The following is a 20,829-nucleotide window of genomic DNA, read 5'->3' as shown; positions in this document are numbered from 1 at the left end:
CCCCCCCCCCCCCCCCCGTCCGTCATGTCGCGGGCCGGGTCCAGGGGCCGGTGCGCAGGATCTCCATGACCCGGCCGGGCAGGTCGTCGTGCCCCAGCTGCCCGACGGCGTCGCGCACCTCGTCCACGTGCGCGTCGCCGTGCAGGGTCCGCGCCCGGGCGACGTGCGCGGGCGTGCGGAGCGAGGGCACGTCCTGGCGCGCTCCCATGCGGCGCGCCAGCTCGAGGAGGGTGAGCCCGTCGTCGACCCGGTCGAGGCCCGGGGAGGCCCACAGGTACGCCCCGAGCGCGAGCGCGGCCGTGCCGAGGACGGGATAGTCGACCATGCCGGGCGCGGCGCGGTGACCGGCGACCATCCGCACCCGCAGCTCGCGGGCCAGGCGCTCGGCCTGGACCGAGGGCAACGCGTCCGGCCCCCACGGCCCGGACGTCCCGGGCGCGGGCAGCAGCATGGTCGACAGCCACCCGGCCGCGAACATCGTGTACCAGGGCGAGCGACGCGCGGACCCGCTCCCGACCGCTGCGTTGGCGGCCTCGAGCTCGGCCAGGGCGCGCGCGTGGTCGCCCCGCGCGACGGCGATCTCGGCGAGGCCGGCGTGCCCGATCGAGCGCAGCTCGTGCGCGGACCCCCCGATCCCGGAGGGCACGGGGTCGTCGTCGGTCTCGACGAGCGAGGTGAACAGCGGTTCGGCCTCCGCGACGCGCCCGACGAGCGCGAGGTTGGTCGCCTCGAGCCAGTCGAGCTGACGCAGGTCCTCGTCCGCGTGCAGCCGGCCGAGACCTTCGCGGGCCGTGACCACCCACTCGAGCGCCCGCGCGGCGTCGCCCTGCTCGCTCGCGAGCTGGGCGAGGAAGAGGGCCGAGGTCGCGGCTCCCCACGTGTCCTGGGTGCGCGTCGCGAACCCGTGGGCGACCGTGACCTGCGCGATCGCCTCGTCGAGGCGGCCGGCGTTCTCGGAGAGCTGCGCGCTGAGCAGGTGGGCCACGAGGGCGACGAACGGGTCGGCGGACGCGTGCAGCTCGGCCAGTCGCGGCCCCATGCCGAGCGGGTCGCCCGCGTCCGCCAGGAGGTCGGTGAGCGAGGCGGCGCGCGAGCCGATGTCGGCGTCGCGGTGCAGGCGCCGCAGCCTCGCCGCGGCCCGGACCCCGGTGGCGGGGTCCCCGTTGGGCGTCGAGGCCGTGAGCAGGAACAGCACGATGCCCGCCTCGCGCGTGAGCTGCTCGACGGGGACGTCCGGTGCGCCCCGCACGAGCCTGCCCTGCCAGCCCGCGACGACCCGCAGCACGTCGCGGCCGAGCCCGACCACCTCGGTGTGCGCCCCGCGCAGGGACCAGTGCAGGCCGAGCGCGTGGAAGACGGGCAGGACCACGTCGGCGCGGTCGGCCGCGAGCGCCGTGCGCAGCACGTGCAGGAGGTTCTCCTGCTCGACCCGCAGGGCGAGCATCGCGGGGACCTGCGTCGGCCCGTCGAGGCGTGCGACCTCGCGGCGTGCGAGGTCGACCGCCCACCGGTAGGTCGCCTCCTGGGCGGTCTCGCGCTCGCCGGCCTCGTCGAGCGCGAGCGCGCCGAACTCGCGCACGGTCTCGAGCATGCGGTAGCGCGCGGTGCGGCACAGGGGTTCGTCGGTCACGGTCAGCAGGGACTGGTTGACGAGCGCCTCGACGTCGTCGAGCCCGACGGCGGAGGCAGCCTGGGCGGTCTGCACGCCGAAGCCGTCGGGCAGCAGGGACAGGCGGCGCAGGAGCTCCTGCTGGGGTGCGGTGAGGAGGTTCCAGCTCCAGTCGATGACGGCGTGCAGGGTCCGGTGCCGGGCGGGGGCGCTCCGGTCTCCTGTGGTGAGGAGCGCGAAGCGGGCGTCGAGCCGGCGCTCGATCTCCTGGACGGAGAGCGTGCGCACGCGCGCCGCGGCCAGCTCGATCGCGAGCGGCAGACCGTCGAGGTGGGTGCAGAGCCGGTCGACGACGTCGTCGGGCAGGTCGGCGCCGGGGCGGGCCGCGAGCGCCCGGGCGCGGAAGAGCTCGACGGCGGGGCCTGCTCCCCCACCCACGGCGCCGGTCGTCGCGAGCGGTTCGAGGGGGTGCACCTGCTCGCCGCCGACCTGGAGGGGCGACCGGCTGGTCGTGAGGATCGTGAGCCCGGGGGCCACGGCGAGGAGCTCGGCGGCCCACGCCGCGGCCTCGTCCACGACGTGCTCGCAGTTGTCGAGCACGAGCAGGGTCTCGGTCTCCCCGAGTCGGTCGGCGACGAGCTCGTGGACCTCGGCGCGCGCGACCTGGTCCCCGAGGCGCAGACCGCGGGTGTCCCGGATCTCCAGGGCCGACGTGAGGGCCAGGCCGATGTCCTCGCCCGTGCGCACGCTCGCGAGCTCGACGACGGCGACGAGCGGGGTCGTCGCGCTAGCACGGCGCGCGACCTCCTGGACGACCCGGGTCTTGCCCATACCGCCCGGCCCGAGCACCGTGACGAGCCGGGAGCGCGCGAGCAGGTCGAGGATCGTGACGACGTCGGCCTCGCGCCCGACCAGGGCGTTGGGCGCCGCACGCAGGCCGAGCGCCGTCCCCCGGCGGGGTGTGCTGCGCGACGGCATGGGGGCCGCGACGCCGTCTGTGCTGTCGCCGCCGTTGCCGTTGCCGTTGCCGGCGAGGCCGGTGACGGCAGGGGCGTCGGCGGTCGTGGCGGTGCCCTGCAGGATGCGCGTGTTGAGCGCGACCAGGTCGGCGCGCGGGTCGGCGCCCAGCTCGTCGGCGAGCCGGGTGCGCAGGGCCCCGAAGGTGCGCAGCGCGTCGGCGGAGCGGCCGCTGCCCACGTAGGCGCGCAGGAGGGCGAGGTGCGCGTCCTCGTCGAGCGGCGCGCGCTCGACCGCCCGCTCGGCCCACCCGACGGCCTCCTGGTGGTCACCTGCCGCGAGGAGCGCCGCGACGAGGACCTGCTCGACCGTGGTGCGTCGACGTTCGGCCTGTGCGGTGAGCTCGTCCCGGACCGCGGAGCCCTCCGGCAGGTCCTCCCCCGGTGCTCCGAGCCAGCAGGCGAGGGCGGACCGTGCGGCGTCCACGGCTCCGGTCGCGTCGCCGACCACGAGCGCCTCGGTCGCTGCCCGTCCGAGCTCCTGCACCTCGTCGAGGTCGCTGCGGACGGCGAGCGAGTAGCCGCCCGGCCCCGAGACGAGGATCCCCTCGGCGAGCACCGCGCGGGTGCGCGACACGAGGCTCTGGAGGGCGGCCCGCGGGTCGGCCGGCCGATCGTCGGGCCACAGGTCGTCCACCAGGGCGGTGGCGCTCACCGACCTGCCGTGCGCGAGCACCAGGGCAGCCACGAGGGTGCGGGCGCGCGCGCTGGGCGGCGTGACCGGTGAGCCGTCCCGGCCGTCGACGAGCACCGGGCCGAGAACGCGGGCGCGGTGGCGTGGGACCGACGAGGACACCCGCCACACTCTAGTGCGCGCGGGCCGCGCGGCCGGGAGGTGAGGCGAGGGCCCGACGGCGAGCGACCTCACACGACTGGTCCGGACCGCTCAGGAGCCGGCGACCGGCGTCCCCGCGGCGAGCGCCGCCCGGTCCTGGTCGTCGACCGGGCGCAGCACCCGGCAGGGCGAACCGACCGCGAGCACGCGCGGCGGGACGTCGCGCGTCACGACGCTGCCCGCGCCGATGACCGAGCCCGCGCCGATGGTGACCCCGGGCAGGACGACGACGTTCGACCCGATCCAGACGTCGTCCTCGATGCGCACGGGCAGCGAGAACTGGGTCCCGCCGCGACGGGTCTCGGGCGAGAGGGGGTGACCGGCCGTGGCGATCGTGACGTGCGGCGCGAACAGGACGCGGTCGCCGACGTGGATGTCGGCGTCGTCGACGAGCACCAGGTCGAAGTTGGCGTAGACGTGGTCCCCGAGGTGCACGTGCGACCCGTAGGACACGCTCAGCGGCGGCTCGATCCACACGCCTTCGCCGATCGACCCGAACAGCTCGCCCAGGATGGCGGCTCGCTCGGCGACCTGGCCCGGTCGGGAGTGGTTGAAGTCGTACGCGAGCTCCTTGCCCGCGACCCGCTCGGCCTCGAGCTGCTCGAGGCCGTCCCCGAAGTCCACGTAGGGCTCGCCCGTGTTCATGCGTGCTCGGACGGAGCGGTACTGCTCGGTGGTCATCGTCGTCTCCTGGTCGGTCGGTGGTCGTCGCACGCTACCGGTCGGTAGCGCGCGTCCCGCATAGGATCGTCGGGTGGCGAGGGACGGGGTGTACGCGAAGGGGCGGCTCAAGCGCGAGGAGATCCTCGACGTCGCGCTCGAGGTCTTCGCCGACGAGGGGTACCGCGGCACGAGCCTGCGGACGATCGCGGCGCGCTGCGGTCTGACGGTCGCGGGGGTCATGCACTACTTCGACTCGCGCGAGGACCTGCTGACCCAGGTGATCTTCCGCCGCGACCAGACGGGGCGCCCGATCCATCACGACGCCCCTCGCACGCTCGCCGAGAACCTCCGGGGCAACGCCGAACGCCCCGGGCTGGTCGAGCTCTTCGTCTCCCTCACGGCGGCGGCCCGTGACCGGGAGCACCCGGCCCACGAGGTCCTGGCCCAGCGGTACGCGGGCCTGCGGGTCACGCTGCGCGAGGACGTCGTCGCGCGGCAGGAGGCCGGCGAGCTGCCCGCGCACCTCGACCCGGACGCGCTCGCGCGCCTGATCCTCGCGACCGCCGACGGCGCGCAGCTCCAGTGGATGGTCGACGACGAGGCCACCCTCGCCGGACCTCTCGACACGCTGCTGTACGACGTGCTGGGCCTGGCACGCCCCTAGGCCCGTCCTGGGCCACGGGCTGTCACGGCACACGCTCAACGTCTCGCTCCTTCGCGTCGAACCATTTACCTATCAGTGTATGGTTTTCTCGAACCGCCCGCGGACGGCCCCGGACCTCCGCGCTCCGCGCCACCGTCGTCGTCTCGAAGGGACACCCCATGTCCGACCGCCTCCCCTACCAGGACCCCACCCTCCCGGTGCCCGCACGCGTGGCCGACCTCGTCGGCCGCATGACGCTCGCGGAGAAGGTCGGCCAGATGATGCAGCTCAACGCGGCCGACGGCGTCGAACGGCTCGTCAACGAGGTGCACGTCGGCTCGATCCTGCACACGTCCCCCGAGAACGCGCTGCTCGCGCACGAGCTCACCGAGCGCAGCCGCCTGCAGATCCCGCTCCTCGTCGCCGAGGACTGCATCCACGGGCACTCGTTCTGGCACGGCGCGACGATCTACCCGACCCAGCTCGGCATGGCCGCGACCTGGAACCCCGGGCTCCTCGAGCGCGTGGCCCGGGCGACCGCGGTCGAGGTCGCCGCGACGGGCATCCACTGGACCTTCTCCCCCGTGCTGTGCATCACGCGCGACCTGCGCTGGGGCCGCGTGAGCGAGACGTTCGGCGAGGACCCGTTCCTCATCGGCGAGCTCGCGTCCGCCATGGTCCGGGGCTACCAGGGCGACGGGCTCGACGACCCCACGGCGATCCTCGCGACCGCCAAGCACTTCGCCGGCTACTCCGAGACCCAGGGCGGGCGGGACGCGAGCGAAGCCGACATCTCGCGCCGCAAGCTGCGCTCCTGGTTCCTCCCGCCGTTCGAGCGTGTCGCCCGCGAGGGCTGCCGGACCTTCATGCTGGGCTACCAGTCGATGGACGGCGTGCCGATCACGGTCAACGAGTGGCTCCTCAGCGACGTGCTGCGCGGCGAGTGGGGCTACACCGGCACCCTCGTCACGGACTGGGACAACGTGGGCCGCATGGTCTGGGAGCAGCACATCCAGCCCGACCACACCCACGCGGCCGCGGCCGCCGTGCGCGCCGGGAACGACATGGTCATGACCACGCCCCAGTTCTTCGAGGGCGCCCAGGAGGCCGTGCGCCACGGCCTGCTCGACGAGGCGCGCCTGGACGCGGCGGTCGCCCGCATCCTCACGCTCAAGCTCGAGCTCGGCCTGTTCGAGAACCCTCGTCGCCCCGACCCCGAGCGTCAGGCCCAGGTCGTCGGCTCGTCCGAGCACGCCGACCTGAACCTCGAGGTCGCGCGGCGCTCGCTCGTGCTGCTCACGAACGACGGCACCCTCCCCCTCGACGGCACGCTCGTCGCGGGACCGGACGGTCGGGCGGTCTCCCCGAGCGCCGCGACCCCGACCCGGCGGATCGCGGTCGTCGGCCCCAACGCCGACGACCCGCACACCCAGCAGGGCGACTGGGCCGGGGCGTCCGGCCAGGTCGACTGGCTGCCCGACGGCCACCCGCGCGAGATGACCCAGACCGTCCTCGACGGCTTCCGGGACCACGCCCCCGCCGGCTGGGAGGTCACGCACGCGCGCGGCGCCGACATCCTCACGCTCGTCCCGGACCCCGAGGGCGCCTTCTTCCCCGACGGGCAGCCGCGCCCCCAGGTCGTGCTGCCCGCCGAGCCCGACGCGGCCATGATCGCCGAGGCGGTCGCGGCCGCGCGTGACGCCGACTACGTCGTGGCCGTCGTCGGGGACCGGATCGAGCTCGTGGGCGAGGGCCGGTCCACCGCGACGCTCGACCTCGTGGGCGCCCAGGTCGCGCTCCTCGACGCCCTCGCGGAGACCGGCACGCCGCTGGTCGTCGTGGTCGTCGCCTCCAAGCCGCTCGTCCTGCCGCCCTCGGCACGCGACGCGGCCGCGATCGTCTGGGCCGCCAACCCCGGCATGCGCGGGGGGCGCGCGGTCGCGGAGCTCGTGCTCGGCCTGGTCGAGCCCTCCGGCCGCCTGCCCCTGTCCTTCGCCGAGCACGTCGGACAGCTCCCCGTCTACTACAACCAGCTCCCCGGCCAGCACGGGACCCGCTACGCCGACCTCACGCAGCGCGCACCCTTCGCGTTCGGCGAAGGGCTGAGCTACACGAACGTGGAGTACTCGGCGCTGACGGTCCGCGACGACGTGCTGGGTCTCGACGACACCGTGCACGCGCAGGTCACGCTCACCAACACGGGCGCGCGACCGGCCCGGGAGACCGTCCAGGTGTACGTCCGGGACACGATCACGTCGGTCACGTGGGCCGAGAAGGAGCTCAAGGCGTACCGGCAGGTCGACCTCGCCCCGGGCGAGTCGGTCGTGGTCGACCTCGACGTCGCCGTCGCGGACTGCACGCTCGTCGACGCCCAGGGACGCCGTGTCGTCGAGCCCGGCGCGTTCGAGCTGCGCGTCGGCCCGTCCTCGCGTGACGAGGCGCTGCTCGTGGCCGGCTTCACGGTCACGGGCTGAGGCGAGCGCTCCGGGCGACCACGACCGGGACGTGACGAAGGGCCCTTCGTGGCAGTGCTGCGCGCCTCAGGCGCGCGGGTCTCCCCCGCGCCGCTCGGGCCACGGGCTGTCGGCCGGGCGCAGGGCCGACCAGCCGGTCGCGCGCGCCGCGGCGGCCGCCAGGATCCCGACGACGGCCGAGGGGTTGTGCAGGTGCCCCGCGAGGACCGCGGACACGGCCTCGTCGAGGGGCACCCAGCGCAGCTCCATGCCCAGCTCCTCGGCCTCACGCTCGTGACGCTCGGCCTCGGGGACCTGCGACAGGTCACGGGCGAGGAAGACCCGCAGGGCCTCGTTGCTGCCGCCCGGCGTCGTGTAGTAGTCCGCGAGGACGTCCCAGCGCGCAGCGCGCAGGTCCGCCTCCTCGAGCAGCTCGCGGGCGGCCGCGGCCTGCGCGTCCTCCCCGTCGACGTCGAGCAGACCGGCCGGTGGCTCCCACAGCTCGCGGCGCACCGGGTGCCGGTACTGGTGCAGCAGCAGGACCCGTTCGTCCTCGTCGAGCACGACGATCGCGACCGCGCCGGGGTGGTCGACGAACTCGCGCGTCACGACGCCGCCCTCGCCCAGGTCCACGGACTCCGAGCGCAGGTCGAAGATGCGGCCCGCGTGCAGGACCCGCGCCGCGTCGCCGTCCCGGGAGACCGGGACGTCAACGAGCGGGCGGACGCTCACGTCAGGCCGTCCGGGCCTCGAGCGCCGCCGCGACCAGGCCCGCGAACAGCGGGTGGGCGCGCGTCGGACGGCTCTTGAACTCGGGGTGCGCCTGCGTGCTCACGTAGTACGGGTGCACGTCCGCCGGGAGCTCGACGAACTCCACGAGCGACGAGTCGGGCGACGTGCCCGAGATGACCAGGCCGGCCTCCTCGAGGCGAGCACGGTAGGCGTTGTTCACCTCGTAGCGGTGGCGGTGACGCTCCGTGACCGACTCGGAGCCGTAGGTCTTGGCGACCACGGAACCGGGACGCAGCGCGGCCTCGTACGAGCCCAGGCGCATCGTGCCACCCAGGTCGCCCGCACCGTCGACGATCGCGAGCTGCTCCTCCATGGTGGCGACCACGGGGTTCTTGCTCGCCGGGTCGAACTCGCTCGACGACGCGTCCTCGATGCCCAGCACGTTGCGCGCGTACTCGATGACCATCGACTGCAGGCCCAGGCAGATGCCGAGCGTCGGCACCTTGTTCTCGCGGGCCCAGCGCAGGGCGCCGAGCTTGCCCTCGATGCCGCGCACGCCGAAGCCGCCCGGGACCAGGATCGCGTCGGCCCCGCCGAGCGCGTCCTCGGCGCCCTCGGGCGTCTGGCAGTCGTCCGAGGGGACCCAGCGGATCGTGACCTTGGCGTCGTTGGCGAAACCGCCGGCGCGCAGCGCCTCGGTGACGGACAGGTACGCGTCCGGCAGGTCGATGTACTTGCCGACGAGCGCGACCTCGACCTGGTGCTCGGGCTGGTGCACGCGCTCGAGGAGCTGCGACCACCCGTCCCAGTCCACGTCGCGGAACGCCAGGCCCAGACGGCGCACGACGTACGCGTCGAGGCCCTCCGAGTGCAGCACGCGCGGGATGTCGTAGATGCTCGGCGCGTCGATCGCGTTGACCACGGCCTCGTTGTCCACGTCGCACATGAGCGCGATCTTGCGCTTCACGGGCTCGGGGACCACACGGTCCGCACGCAGGACGATCGCGTCCGGCTGGATACCGATCGAGCGCAGGGCAGCGACCGAGTGCTGGGTCGGCTTGGTCTTGAGCTCGCCCGACGGGCCGATGTACGGCACCAGGGAGACGTGCAGGAAGAAGACGTCGTCGCGGCCGAGCTCGTGCCGGACCTGACGGGCCGCCTCGAGGAAGGGCTGGGACTCGATGTCGCCGACCGTGCCGCCGATCTCCGTGATGATCACGTCGACGCCCTCGCCCGCCTGGGCGCGCATGCGCGACTTGATCTCATCGGTGATGTGCGGGATGACCTGCACCGTGTCGCCGAGGTACTCGCCGCGACGCTCCTTGGCGATGACCTGCGAGTAGACCTGGCCCGTCGTCACGTTGGACGAGGCGGGGAGCTCCACGTCGAGGAATCGCTCGTAGTGCCCGATGTCGAGGTCGGTCTCAGCACCGTCCTCGGTCACGAAGACCTCGCCGTGCTGGAACGGGTTCATGGTGCCGGGGTCGACGTTGAGGTAGGGGTCGAGCTTCTGCATCGTGACGCTCAGGCCACGGGATCGGAGCAAGCGACCCAGGCTCGAAGCCGTCAGCCCCTTACCGAGAGAGGAGGCCACGCCGCCGGTCACGAAGATGTGCCGGGTGCTGTGGTCCGAGCGGCCGCCGGTGAGGGCGTGGGGTCTGTTCAGGTGATCTGCCACGGAACTCCATCCTAACAGTGACTCGTCGGGGCCGCTCCGGATCCGGGGGTCCGCGACCGTGGGATGACTCTCAGTCGGGCTGTTCGCCCTCCAGTCTGCGCCCGGCGGGCGGGTACCGCCCAGCGCCTCAGGCGTCCGGGCTCGCGTCGGCGGGCGCGCCCCGCCCACGGCGCACCCGCCCGACGACGGACGACCGGTCCGCGACGAACGCCAGCCCGACCACGACGAGGGCCCCCAGGACGGCGACCCCGACGCCCACGACGAGCGCCACCGCGACGTGCGCGTCGTCGGGCAGCACCTGTGCGCTGAGGACGCGCCCGGCGGAGCCTCCGAGCATCACGCCCAGGGCCACGACGACGACCGTGCGCGGCACGCCGGCCACCGCCGCTGGCCCCGCGTGGCGACGCACCGCGAGCAGGAGAAGGAGGCCCGCGACCGTCATGCCCACCGCCGTCGCGAGGCCGAGCAGGCCCAGCACACGCACCTGGTCCCCCTCGCCGAGCACGGCCGGGCCAACGACCGCCAGCAGGGCGACGACGCCCCACCCGGACGCCGTCGCGACGACCGCCGCGCGCTGCCGGTCCAGGACGTAGAGCGCGCGCGACAGGTGCAGGATCAGGGCGAAGCCCATGATGCCCGGTGCCATCGCGGCCGTGGCCACGCCCAGGCCCTCGACGGACCCGTCGGCGACGACGGCGAAGACCGACTCGACCGCGGCAGATGCCGCCACGAGCGCGGCCACGCCCACCCCCGACACCAGGAGCAGGGTCCGTGTCGTCGACGCCAGGAGCCTGTCGAAGAGCTCGTGGCTCCCCTGCGCCACGTGCTCCGCGAGCCGCGGGAACGCGCTCGTCGCGAGCGGGAATGCGAGCACCGCGTACGGCAGCAGGTAGACCTGCTGCGCGTAGAAGTAGGTCGGGAACGTCGCCTCGGGTCCGAAGGTGTTCGCGGCGTACATGGCCGCGAGCACGGAGACCTGCTGCGCGACGAGCGCCCCCACCCCGGCGAACGCGAGGTTGCGAGCCCGGACCCCCTCACCACCGGGGAAGCGCAGCGTCGGGCGCAGCCGGGTCCCCGTGCGGGCGACCGGGACGACCAGAGGCAGCGCCAGCGCCGCGACCCCGAGCGTCGTGCCCCATCCGAGCCACGCGATCGCGCTCGACGACAGCGCCGCCACGTCGTTCTGATCCCCGCCCGCCATGCCCGCGAACACCAGGTACACCCCGATGACCACGAGGCTCGACACGAGCGGCGCGAAGGCCTGCCAGAAGAAGCGCTTGTGCGCCTGGAGGATCCCGCCGAGGATCACCGCGAACCCGTACATCGGGATCTGCAGCGCGAAGACACGCACGAAGAGCGCCGTGACGTCGACCAGATCGGGGTGCTTGGCCATCAGCACGTAGGCGATGGGGTACGCCAGCGCGGCGAGGAGAGCGCCCAGCGGGACCAGGACCAGGAGGGTCCAGCCGAGCAGCGCCGAGGCGATCTTCGAGACGTCGACACGGGCCCCGCGCGCGATGGGGCCCGCGAGCAGCGGGACGACCGCACCGGCCAGCGCGCCACCGGCCGCGACCTCGAACAGGACGTTGGGCAGGATGTTGGCCGACGTGTACGCCGTCCCGATGCCCTCGGTGCCGACCGCCGACGCCATGACGAGCGACCGGGCGAAGCCCACCAGGCGGCTCGCGATCGTCACGACCGTGATCATGAGGGCCGCGCCCGCGAGCGTCTGCGTGCCCGCACGCAGCTGGGAGCCGCGTGCGGGTCGTGGCGCGGGCGCGGTCTCCGGGCCCGGCGTCACGTCCTCGTTCAAGCCGGTGCGCCCAGACCGGACGGCGACGGGTCGGTGGTCGTCGCGGTGCTCGCAGGTGCGTTAGCAGGCGCAGGACGGCGGCCCCACTGGTCCACGCGGCGCAGCACGTCGCTGCCGTCGATGATCTTCGAGAAGCTGACCTTCTCGCTCGCCACGTTGAGGCCCAGGACGCCGGCGAGCGCGAGCAGCCGGACCGCCCGCGGCGCACCGAACGCGATCTGCGTGCCGACCAGGGCGCCGAGCGCGTTCGCGCCCCCGTCGCCGAGCATGTCGCGTTCGCCCAGGTCGCCCGGAGCGGCTGCGGCCGCGGCACCGAGCACTGCGCCCGAGGTCGCCCCGACGGGCGTCGCCGCGAGCGGGACGGTCAGGGCCGCACCCGCCTTGAGCGCGCGCCCGGGACGCAGGTCCAGGAGGTTGAAGAGGTTGGCGCTGAGCGCGACGATCGACCCGTTGACCGCGACGTCCGTCAGGTACCCGAGGGCCGAGCCGGTCCGGCGCGTGCCGACGAAGGCCGCGGTGAGCGACGTCGTCCCGATACCGAGGACCTTGAGGCCCCCCGTGGTGACGCGGCCCTCGAGCAGCGCGCCGACGTGCCCCTTGATGCCCTTGGTGCGCGTGGACGTGTCCTCGGCGAGGTCGTCGACCAGCCCGAAGGCTCCGCCGCCCGCCGTCGCCAGCGCGGCTGCGGCCCGGGTACGGGCGTCCGGCCCCGCGACGAGAGCCCCGGCCACGAGACCTACGGCGACCGCGGGGCCCTCGAGCAGGCTGATGGGCTCCCCCCGGTGATTGGTCCGGGTCCAGCGTTCCGGGCCGCCGGGCGGGGTCGAGTCGAGGAACGCGCGCGCGGTCGCGGTCGTCGCGGCCGACGTGATCGCGGTTCCCACCGCGCGCCAGAACGTGCCCATGAGCCTCAGCCCTCCGTCTGGGTGTCGGTGGTGCCCGCGGTCGCGTCGGTGCCCGAGGTCGACTCGGGAGCACCCGGAGGCGTGCGATCGACCGGGGGGAGCTGCACGGCGGGCGGGATGACCGCGGTCGCCCCCTCCTCGAAGCCGTACTGGCCGACCTTGTCACCGAGGCGCGCGGCGAGGGCGAGCGGCACGGAGATCTGACCAGGCGCCTCCTCGATGCCGCTGACGGTCGAGAGCACCGCGGCGAGGTCGCCGTCGGCCGTGATCGTCGAGATGAGGTCGCCGGTGACCGGCGTCGAACCCGCGACGAGCGCTCCCTCGGACCGCGCCTGCGCGGCCTGGGCGAGCAGGACCTCGATCGACACGGCGTACGCCTTCGCCTCGTCGACCGTCGCCTCCTGGGTCGCGTCGCTGGACGGTGCCGTCGACGCCTGGGGCTCGAGCAGGAGCACGACGTCGGCGGGCACGTCCTGCGGCTGCACGACCTCGATGAGCTTGGCGTCGGCCAGCTTCTGCTCGATCAGGACCGCCTCCGAGGTGCGGGCCTCGGGTGCTGCGAGCTGCTTCGCGGTGAGCGACGTCGCGAGCGCTGCGGCCAGCTTCTCGTCGGTCCCGGCCTCGTCGACACCGGGCACGAGGTTGGTCACCTCGGTCGCGGCGGTCTTGCGGGTGTCCTCCTGGTCCTCGGCGGTCCAGTCCGCGCCCAGGCGCACGTGCCCGACGACGCTCGCGCCGGCGTTCTCGAGCTGCTCCTGCACGGCCTCGTAGCGGTCGCCGTCGACCTCGCCCAGGTCGACGACCGCGACCCGACGGTCCTGGAGGGAGCCGTCGACGAGCTGGGGACCCGCGGCGACGATGAACTCCTTGTTGTCGGCGGCCTGGAGGTTCGTCGCGTCGAGCTGGTCGCGCAGCTCGTTGCGCTCGAGCCGCAGCTGCTCGACCTGTCCCGTGAGCTGGTCGCCGATCGCGCCCTGCAGCGGACCGGCGCCCAGGATGATCCCGACCGCCAGCGCCAGGAAGACCGAGATCAACGAGACGATGTGGTACCTGAAGTCGATCACTGTGCTGTTGCGTCCTTCGTGTCCGTACGGGGCGACGTGCGGTCGGTGCGCGTCAAGGAGGTGGGGAGGTCGGTCGTGCGGGAGCTCATGCGCCCCCGAACAGGGCGCCGATCCACGAGACGAAGTCGTCGAAGCGGGCGCCGATGATGCCGAAGACCGTCTGCCCCGCGGCCGTGGACCACATCGCCATGATCACGGCGAAGAGTCCGGCGAGCGAGAGCAGCGTGAGCTGCAGGTTCGAGATCCGGTGCTGGTAGAGGCGCGAGACGCCCTTGGCGTCGACGAGCTTGCCGCCCACGCGCAGGCGCGTGAGGAACGTGCTCGCCATGCCCGAGCGGCCCTTGTCGAGGAACTCGACGAGCGTCGCGTGCGTGCCGACGGCGACGATGAGCTCAGCACCCTTGTCGTCGGCCATGAGCATCGCGATGTCCTCGCTCGTGCCGGTCGCGGGGAAGACCACCGGCTCGACACCGAGCGCCTGGACCCTCTCGAGCCCCGGCGCCTTGCCGTCACGGTAGGCGTGCACCACGATCTCGGCGCCGCACGAGAGCGCGCGGTCCGAGACCGAGTCCATGTCGCCCACGATCATGTCGGGCTTCCAGCCCGCGTCGAGGATCGCGTCGGCGCCGCCGTCGACCCCGATGAGCAGGGGGCGGTACTCCTTGATGTACGGGCGCAGCGTCGCGAGGTCCTCGCGGTAGTGGTAGCCGCGCACGACGATCAGGACCTGTCGGCCCTCGATGTCGGTGCGGATGTCCGGGACACCGACACCGTCGAGCAGGAGCTCTCGCTCGCGCCGCATGTAGTCCATGGTGTTCTCGGCGAATCGCTCGATCTCCTCGGACAGACCCGCGCGAGCCTCGTCGAGGCTCACGGCGATCGTCTCGGAGGTCTGCCGCACACCCTCGGCGAGCAGGTCCTCGCCGGCGTACACCTTGCCGTCCTCGAGCCGCAGGTCGCGACCGTCGGAGACGCTCATGATGCCGCTGCCGAGGTCGTCGATCAGGATGATCCCGGCGTCGACCAGGATCTCCGGGCCGAGGTTCGGGTAGCGACCCGAGATCGACTTCGCGGCGTTGAGCACCGCGAGCGGCTTGGCGGTGACGAGGGCGTCGGCCGCGACGCGGTCGATGTCGAGGTGGTCGATGACCGCGACGTCACCGGGCTTGAGCCGCTTGGTGAGTGCCTTGGTGCGGGCATCGACGCGGGCGGGGCCGCTGGTTCCCGGCTCCGCCACGTCGGACGTAGTTCTGCGCAGAGTGATTCTCATCGCCGCTATCGTCCCACGACCGAGGACTCGAGCAGTTCGAGCGCGTGCTGGCGGGCGGCGTCGGACTCCTCCTGCCCGGAGAGCATGCGCGCCAGCTCACGGACACGGTCCTCGCCCGTGACCTCGTGCACGCCCGTGACCGTGACCGGGTCGACACCGTCGGCGCCACCGGGCGACTTGGTGACCACGAGCTGGGAGTCGGCGAACGCGGCGACCTGCGCGAGGTGCGTCACGACGATCACCTGGGCCGTGCGGGCCAGGGACGCGAGGCGTCGGCCCACCTCGACGGCCGCGCGTCCGCCGACGCCCGCGTCGACCTCGTCGAAGACGAACGTGGGCAGCGGCGCGGCGTCGTCGGTGCCCGCGTCCGCGCCCGACGTGGCCAGCGCGACCTCGATCGCGAGCATCACGCGCGAGAGCTCGCCGCCCGAGGCGCCCTTGCCGAGCGGTCGCGGCGGCGAGCCGGGGTGGGGCACGAGCGAGAGCGTCACGACGTCCGCGCCCCACGGGCCGGGCTCGTCGGCGGGGGTCACGTCGACCACGAGGCTCGACCCGGTCATGGCGAGCCCCGCGAGCTCGTCCGTCACGGCGCGCGCGAGGCGCTCCCCCGTCGCGGTGCGTGCGGCCGTGATGCGGGCGCCGAGCTCGGAGAGCGTCGCGGTGAGCTCGTCGGCCCGCTCCGTCATCGAGCGCAGCCGCTCGCCGCCGTCGTCGAGGTCGAGCAGGCGCAGGCCGGCGTCGGAGGCCCAGGCCAGGACGTCGTCGATCGTCTCGCCGTAGGTGCGGGTGAGCCCGCCCAGGGCGGCCAGGCGCGTGTGCGCCTGCTCGAGACCACCCGGGTCGGCCTGGAGGTCCTCGACGTAGCCCGAGACCTCGGTCGCGATGTCGGCGAGCACGTAGCCGACGCCCGCGATGCGCTCGACGAGGCCGGCCAGGCTCGGGTCGAGGTGGCTCGCGGTCTCGAGCGCCCGCCGGGCGCGCTCGACGGCCGACGTCGCGTCCCCGGGGACGTCGCCCCCGTCGAGGGCGTCGTCGCCGACGATCGCGTCGTGCGCGGCCTGCGCCCCCAGGCGCAGCTCCTCGGCGTTCCCGAGGCGCGCGACGAGCGACGTCAGCTCGGTGTCCTCGCCGGGCTGCGGGTCGACGCGCTCGATCTCGGTGAGCCCGATGCGCAGCAGCTCCGCCTCGCGCGCACGTTCCTGGGCGCGCGCCGTGAGGTCGGCGATCTCCTCGAGCAGGCCGGTGCGCTCGGCCCACGCCGCCCGGTACTCGTCGAGGAGCTCGGCGTGCGCGCGCCCCGCGAACGCGTCGAGCGCGACGCGCTGGTGGCTCGGGGTGCGCAGGCGCAGCTGGTCCGCCTGGCCGTGCACCGTCACGAGGTCGTCGGCGATCTCCGCGAGCACGCCCTGGGGCACGCTGCGCCCGCCCAGGTGCGCGCGCGAGCGTCCCTCGGCAGCGACGGTGCGCAGGACGACGACCGTCCCGTCGTCGTCGACGCTCCCGCCGGCCTCGTCGATGCGCTGCCCGACGGCGTCGCGCCCGCTCACGCGCAGGCGCCCCTCGACCACGGCGCCGGTCGCGCCGGGGCGCACCGACGACGGGTCTGCCTTGCCGCCCATGAGCAGGCCCAGGCCGGTCAGGACCATGGTCTTGCCGGCGCCGGTCTCCCCCGTGATGACGGTCAGGCCGGGGTGGAGCGGGACGCGGGCGGAGCGGATGACGCCGAGGTTCTCGATCGAGATCTCTTCGAGCACGGTCAGTCCTCCTTCGGGTCGGGGGCGGTCGGGCGGGAGCCGCCCAGCCGTGCGGCGTCCACGGCGTCGGCCGCGGCCTTGCGCGCGACACGGACCGCGTCCGCGGCGTCCTCGGCGACGCGGCCGCGCCAGCCCACGACGGGCAGCGAGAACTTGGACACGAGCCGGTCCGTGAAGGGGGCCGTGGAGAGCCGTGCGAGGCGGATCGGCGAGTCGCCGCGCGAGACCTCGACGCGTGCCCCCGCGGGCAGGTCGATGCGTCGGCGCCCGTCGCACGTGAGCACCGCCGGGCCGGAGCGCTGGAGGAGCTCGAGCGCGAACGTCGACGTCGGCCCGACGACGAGCGGCCGCGCGAACAGGGCGTGCGCCGCGAGCGGCACGAGCAGCATCGCGTCGACGTCGGGCCACACGACCGGTCCCCCGGCCGAGAAGGCGTGCGCGGTGGATCCGGTCGCGGTCGACATGACCACGCCGTCGCAGCCGAACGACGACAACGGCCGCCCGTCGACCCCGATCGCGACCTCGATCATGCGCTCGCGCGAGGCCTTCTCGACCGTCGCCTCGTTGAGGGCCCAGCCCACCCGGGTCTCGTCCTCGCCGGGCAGCGTGACGCGGACCTCGAGCACCCCGCGCTCCTCGACCACGTAGTCGCGCGCTGCGAGGCGCTGGACGGCCGCGGGCAGCCCCTCTCGCTCGGCCTCCGCCAGGAAGCCCACGTGACCGAGGTTCACGCCGAGCAGCGGGACCCCCGTTCCGTGCGTGAGCTCGGCAGCACGCAGGATCGTGCCGTCGCCGCCCAGGACCATGACGACCTCGGACTCCGCGACGCCCTCGCGCGTGCGCAGCTGGGCCATGTGGTCACCGAACGTCTCGGCGAGGTCGTCGTCGTGCAGCCCGACCTCGAAGCCCGCGTCCTGGAGCTCCTTGACCGCCTCGTGCAGCGCGACGACCGCCTCGGGGCGTCCACCGTGCGTGACGATCAGCACTCTCCTGGTCACTGGGCTCCTCCGGTCGGTCGTCGGTCCGCGGCGGTGCCGTGGTCCTGGGGCGGCGCACCGTCGTCGGGCACCGTCTGCGAGTCTGTCAGGTCTGCGCCGCCCTGAGGGGGTACGGGCGACGTGACATGGGCGACGCCCGGGGTGTCGGCCGGCTCGTCGACCGCGGCCAGGACCGGCACGGTCGACACGGGTGAGGACACGGCGCGCTCGACCGCCTGCACGAGGGCCTCGCGGTCGACGGGAACGGGCGCGTCGGACGCGCGCAGCCACACGAAGAACTCGCGGTTGCCGCTCGGGCCGGGCAGCGGGCTGGGGATCACGCCGAGCGGGCGCAGCCCGAGGGCGGCCGCGTCGAGGGCCACGTCGAGCACGGCGCGCCCGTGCAGCGCCGGGTCACGGACCACTCCCCCGGTGCCGAGCCGCTCGCGCCCCACCTCGAACTGCGGCTTGACCATGAGCAGCAGGTCCGTGCCGGGAGCGACGACCGCTGCGACAGGGGGCAGGACCAGGCGCAACGAGATGAAGGACAGGTCGGCCACGACCAGCTCGGGTGCCTCGTCGAGGTCTCCGGGAACGAGGTCGCGGACGTTGAAGCCTTCACGCACCACGACGCGCGGGTCCTCGCGCAGGGCGGGCACGAGCTGGTCGTGCCCGACGTCGACGGCCACCACCCGTCGCACTCCACGGCGCAGCAGGACGTCGGTGAAACCACCGGTGGACGCTCCCAGGTCGAGGCACGAGGCGTCCTCGACCCGTGGGGCACGGTCCGGCACCGTGGCGGTGATCGCGTCGAGCGCTCCCGCGAGCTTGAAGGCGGCCCGCGAGGCGTAGCCGGGGTCGGTGGGGTCCTGCTCGACCGCGACGCTCTGCCCGTCCGTCACCGGCAACGACGGCTTGGCGACGGTCCGGCCGTCGACCGTGACGCGTCCGGCGACCACGAGGTCGGCGGCCTGGCGCCGCGACCGGGCGAGGCCCCGGCGGACGAGCTCTGCGTCGACGCGTGCGCCCACGCTCAGTCCTCCGCGTCCGCGAGGCGCTCCTGGAGGGCCTCGTGGATCGCGTCGAACACCGCGACGTGGTGGGTCAGAGGGGCGTCGGCGAGCTCGTCGAGCCGACCGAGCGCCTCGGCGACCGCGTCGTCGGCAGGCTCGCTGCCCGACGGCGTCGCGCCGGTCCGCACGTCCCCGGGGGTGGGGACGGGGGTCTGGGTGGGGGCGCCGTCGTCGACGGTGTCCTGCGCCATGCGTGGACCTCCAGTCCGTTCCAGGGTGCGGTGCGCCGCACCGGTGGGCGAAGCGCGGCTCACGGCCGCACGTCACCGCACCGGTGCAACGCTACCGGTCAGGACACGATCTCAGGGGTTACCGACAGCCAGCTCGGGGACGGTGTCCGCATCCACCGCACCGCCAGCGTCGACCGTCGACCACGCCGCGCCGCACGCGGCGCGGATGAGGTCCACCCCTGCGGGGCCCGTCAGCTCGAGCGCACCGTCCGTGACGCGTGCCGCGGCCTCGCCGCACGTCCACCAGCCCTCGGCACCCTGGGTGGGTGCTGCATGGGGCTCGAGCAGGCTCAGGAGGTCCGCGCCGATGTAGTGCGGGCGCAGCCCGGGCTCGGCGAGGACCGCGTCCCGGCCCCCGTTGACGCCCGTCAGGACGTGCAGCCCCGGGTAGCCGCCCGAGCGGGCGCCCGCGAGGTCGGTGTCCAGGCGGTCACCGACGACGAGCGGCGAGGACGCCCCGGCCCGCTCGATCGCGAGCCGGTACATCGTCGGCGAGGGCTTGCCGGCGCTCGACGGCTCGACCCCCGTCGCGGCCTGGACGGCCCGCACGAGCGAGCCGTTGCCCGGCGCGAAGCCCCGGGCCGTGGGCAGCGACAGGTCGAGGTTGCTCGCGACGTGCCAGGCACCGCGCTGGACCGCGTAGGCGGCCTCGGCGAGCTGGGCCCAGCCGAGCTCGGGCGCGAAGCCCTGCGCGACCGCGACCGGCTCCTCGTCGGCGCTCTCGACGATCACGAAGCCCGCGTCGTGCACGGCCGTGAAGAGGCCCGCACCGCCGACGACGAGCACGCGGGCGCCTGGCTCCAGGCGCGTCCGCAGGAGGGCTGCCGCCGCCTGAGCGGCGGTCATGACCTCCTCGGGCGACGTCGGGATGTCGAGCTCGGTGAGCTGCGAAGCCACCGACTGCGGCTCGCGCGACGCGTTGTTCGTCACGAAGACGAGGCGCATGCCCGCGGCACGGGCTCCCCCGAGGCCGGTCGCGGCGTTCGGGATGGGCTCGTGGCCGCGGTAGGCGACACCGTCGAGGTCGACGAGGGCCAGGTCGTAGCGTTCCGCGAGCGGGGTGTCGCTCGAGATCAGCCCCAGGCTCACTTGGTCTCCTCGTCGTTCTCCGCGCCCGACGCCGCAGCATCCGTCTCGCCCGCGGGCTCGGCCGCCGACGTGGTCGTGTCGTCGGTCTCGTCGTCGCCGTCCGTCTCGTCGTCGATCTCGACGGCGTCCTCGGTCAGGTCGTAGACGACGACGTCCTCGTCGAGGGACGTGCCGAGGGCAGCGGCCAGCGCACGGGGGTCGACGTCCGCGAGGATCGCGGCCGCCTCCTCGGTGCGGCCCGCGGCCTCCAGGACGCTGGCCTTGGCCTGCAGCACACGGAGCGCCAGGTCACCCGTGGCGTCGGCCGCGGGGATCTGGTCGAGCACCGCGAGTGCGGCCTCGAACTCGCCGAGGTCGACGCGCGCGCCACTCACGACGAGTGCGAGCTCGGTGCGACCCGTGGCGTCGAGGGTGCTCGCCTCCTCCGAGGCGGCCAGGGCGATCGCGCGCTCAGGGCGCTCCAGGCCACGCTCGCAGTCCGCCATGATCGGCAGGTGCTCCGAGGAACCGTTGAGACGGCGCACCGTGCGCAGCTCACGCAGCGCCTCGGCGTATCGGCCGGTCTGGTAGGCCGTCAGCCCCGCGGCCTCACGGACGACGTCGACGCGGCCCGCACGACGCACCGCAGCCTGGGCGTGCTCGTAGGCCAGCTCAGGGTCGGTGTCGATCAGCTTGCCGGCCATGACGAGGTGGCGACCGACGACCGTCGCGTTCTCCTTGCTCAGCGTCCGCAGACGACCGCGCACGTCACGATCGAGGTCGGAGAACTGCACCGCCTCGTCGATCTCAGGGCCGGCGTGACGCTGGTCCTGCGGCGGGCGCGACTGGCGCTCACCCTGGTCTGCCGAACGCTGCGGGCGGTCACCGTACGAGCGACGCTCACCGGAGCCGGAGGACTGGGGGCGGTCACCGTAGGAACGGCGCTCACCGGAGCCGGAGGACTGGGGGCGGTCACCGTAGGAGCGACGCTCACCGGAGCCGGAGGACTGCGGACGGTCACCGTAGGAGCGACGCTCACCGGAGCC

15 protein-coding genes and 1 pseudogene are annotated in these 20,829 nt (G+C 74.1%); 2 read left to right on the top strand and 14 right to left on the bottom strand.

Annotation, left to right across the window (positions count from 1 at the left end):
* Positions 1–22: 22 nt before the first annotated feature.
* Together H9652_RS11725 and H9652_RS11720 are read right to left on the bottom strand one after the other, a co-directional pair.
* Entirely contained in the window at positions 23–3,421 is a 3,399-nt protein-coding gene (locus tag H9652_RS11725) for an AfsR/SARP family transcriptional regulator (protein ID WP_191796409.1), read from the bottom strand.
* Between the two features lie 90 nt (positions 3,422–3,511).
* Positions 3,512–4,141 carry a sugar O-acetyltransferase gene (locus H9652_RS11720; protein ID WP_191796408.1) on the bottom strand — a complete coding sequence of 210 codons (630 nt, stop codon included), beginning with the start codon at positions 4,139–4,141 and terminating at the stop codon, positions 3,512–3,514.
* Positions 4,142–4,214: 73 nt separating this feature from the next.
* Between H9652_RS11720 and H9652_RS11715 the strand changes: the two genes are divergently transcribed.
* Positions 4,215–4,787: a TetR/AcrR family transcriptional regulator gene (locus H9652_RS11715; RefSeq protein WP_191796407.1), complete on the top strand. Its 573-nt coding sequence runs from the start codon at positions 4,215–4,217 to the stop codon at positions 4,785–4,787.
* Positions 4,788–4,945: 158 nt separating this feature from the next.
* On the top strand, positions 4,946–7,240 hold the full coding sequence (locus H9652_RS11710; protein ID WP_191796406.1) for an exo-beta-d-1,3/1,6-glucosidase: 2,295 nt from the start codon (positions 4,946–4,948) through the stop codon (positions 7,238–7,240).
* 66 nt (positions 7,241–7,306) lie between these two features.
* On the opposite strand, the gene H9652_RS11705 is transcribed toward H9652_RS11710, so the two are convergent.
* From H9652_RS11705 to H9652_RS11650, 12 genes and pseudogenes are all read right to left on the bottom strand, one after another.
* A complete protein-coding gene (locus tag H9652_RS11705) occupies positions 7,307–7,951 on the bottom strand; it encodes an NUDIX domain-containing protein (protein ID WP_191796405.1) in 645 nt (214 codons plus the stop codon).
* 1 nt (position 7,952) lies between these two features.
* Entirely contained in the window at positions 7,953–9,629 is a 1,677-nt protein-coding gene (locus H9652_RS11700; protein ID WP_318244136.1) for a CTP synthase, read from the bottom strand.
* A 127-nt stretch (positions 9,630–9,756) separates the two neighbouring features.
* Positions 9,757–11,442 (bottom strand): murein biosynthesis integral membrane protein MurJ, encoded by a 1,686-nt coding sequence (gene murJ, locus H9652_RS11695; RefSeq protein ID WP_225228134.1) that lies wholly within the window; start codon positions 11,440–11,442, stop codon positions 9,757–9,759.
* Complete coding sequence (locus H9652_RS11690; RefSeq protein WP_191796404.1) at positions 11,439–12,347, bottom strand: hypothetical protein; 909 nt, start codon at positions 12,345–12,347, stop codon at positions 11,439–11,441. Before H9652_RS11690 ends, murJ begins: the two co-directional genes overlap by 4 nt.
* Positions 12,348–12,352: 5 nt before the next feature.
* Positions 12,353–13,411, bottom strand: a complete 1,059-nt coding sequence (locus H9652_RS11685) for a copper transporter (RefSeq protein ID WP_191796403.1) — start codon at positions 13,409–13,411, stop codon at positions 12,353–12,355.
* An 85-nt stretch (positions 13,412–13,496) separates the two neighbouring features.
* Positions 13,497–14,681 (bottom strand): putative cytokinetic ring protein SteA, encoded by a 1,185-nt coding sequence (gene steA, locus H9652_RS11680; protein ID WP_191796402.1) that lies wholly within the window; start codon positions 14,679–14,681, stop codon positions 13,497–13,499.
* Between the two features lie 5 nt (positions 14,682–14,686).
* Positions 14,687–16,435, bottom strand: coding sequence for a DNA repair protein RecN (gene recN / locus H9652_RS11675; RefSeq protein WP_138824670.1), 1,749 nt, complete (start codon positions 16,433–16,435; stop codon positions 14,687–14,689).
* A gap of 2 nt (positions 16,436–16,437) precedes the next feature.
* Complete coding sequence (locus H9652_RS11670) at positions 16,438–17,433, bottom strand: NAD kinase (RefSeq protein WP_191796401.1); 996 nt, start codon at positions 17,431–17,433, stop codon at positions 16,438–16,440.
* Positions 17,430–18,443 (bottom strand): TlyA family RNA methyltransferase, encoded by a 1,014-nt coding sequence (locus tag H9652_RS11665; protein WP_191796400.1) that lies wholly within the window; start codon positions 18,441–18,443, stop codon positions 17,430–17,432. Before H9652_RS11665 ends, H9652_RS11670 begins: the two co-directional genes overlap by 4 nt.
* A gap of 2 nt (positions 18,444–18,445) precedes the next feature.
* Positions 18,446–18,676: a hypothetical protein gene (locus H9652_RS11660; RefSeq protein WP_191796466.1), complete on the bottom strand. Its 231-nt coding sequence runs from the start codon at positions 18,674–18,676 to the stop codon at positions 18,446–18,448.
* A gap of 111 nt (positions 18,677–18,787) precedes the next feature.
* On the bottom strand, positions 18,788–19,804 hold the full coding sequence (locus H9652_RS11655) for an HAD-IIA family hydrolase (protein WP_191796399.1): 1,017 nt from the start codon (positions 19,802–19,804) through the stop codon (positions 18,788–18,790).
* A pseudogene (locus H9652_RS11650) lies at positions 19,801–20,829 on the bottom strand (hypothetical protein); the annotation flags it as partial. The gene H9652_RS11655 and the pseudogene H9652_RS11650, both read right to left, overlap by 4 nt.

This window comes from Oerskovia rustica, from assembly GCF_014836555.1.
Lineage (GTDB): Bacteria > Actinomycetota > Actinomycetes > Actinomycetales > Cellulomonadaceae > Oerskovia > Oerskovia rustica.
The sequence above is the reverse complement of the archived record's forward strand: the minus strand, read 5'-3'. Positions and strand labels throughout refer to the sequence as shown.

Excerpts from the sequence above, each read along its gene's own strand:
- H9652_RS11660 (WP_191796466.1), bottom strand. The coding sequence starts at position 18,676 with ATGGCGCAGGACACCGTCGACGACGGCGCCCCCACCCAGACCCCCGTC.
- H9652_RS11690 (WP_191796404.1), bottom strand. The coding sequence starts at position 12,347 with ATGGGCACGTTCTGGCGCGCGGTGGGAACCGCGATCACGTCGGCCGCG.
- H9652_RS11710 (WP_191796406.1), top strand. The coding sequence starts at position 4,946 with ATGTCCGACCGCCTCCCCTACCAGGACCCCACCCTCCCGGTGCCCGCA.
- H9652_RS11720 (WP_191796408.1), bottom strand. The coding sequence starts at position 4,141 with ATGACCACCGAGCAGTACCGCTCCGTCCGAGCACGCATGAACACGGGC.
- steA (WP_191796402.1), bottom strand. The coding sequence starts at position 14,681 with ATGAGAATCACTCTGCGCAGAACTACGTCCGACGTGGCGGAGCCGGGA.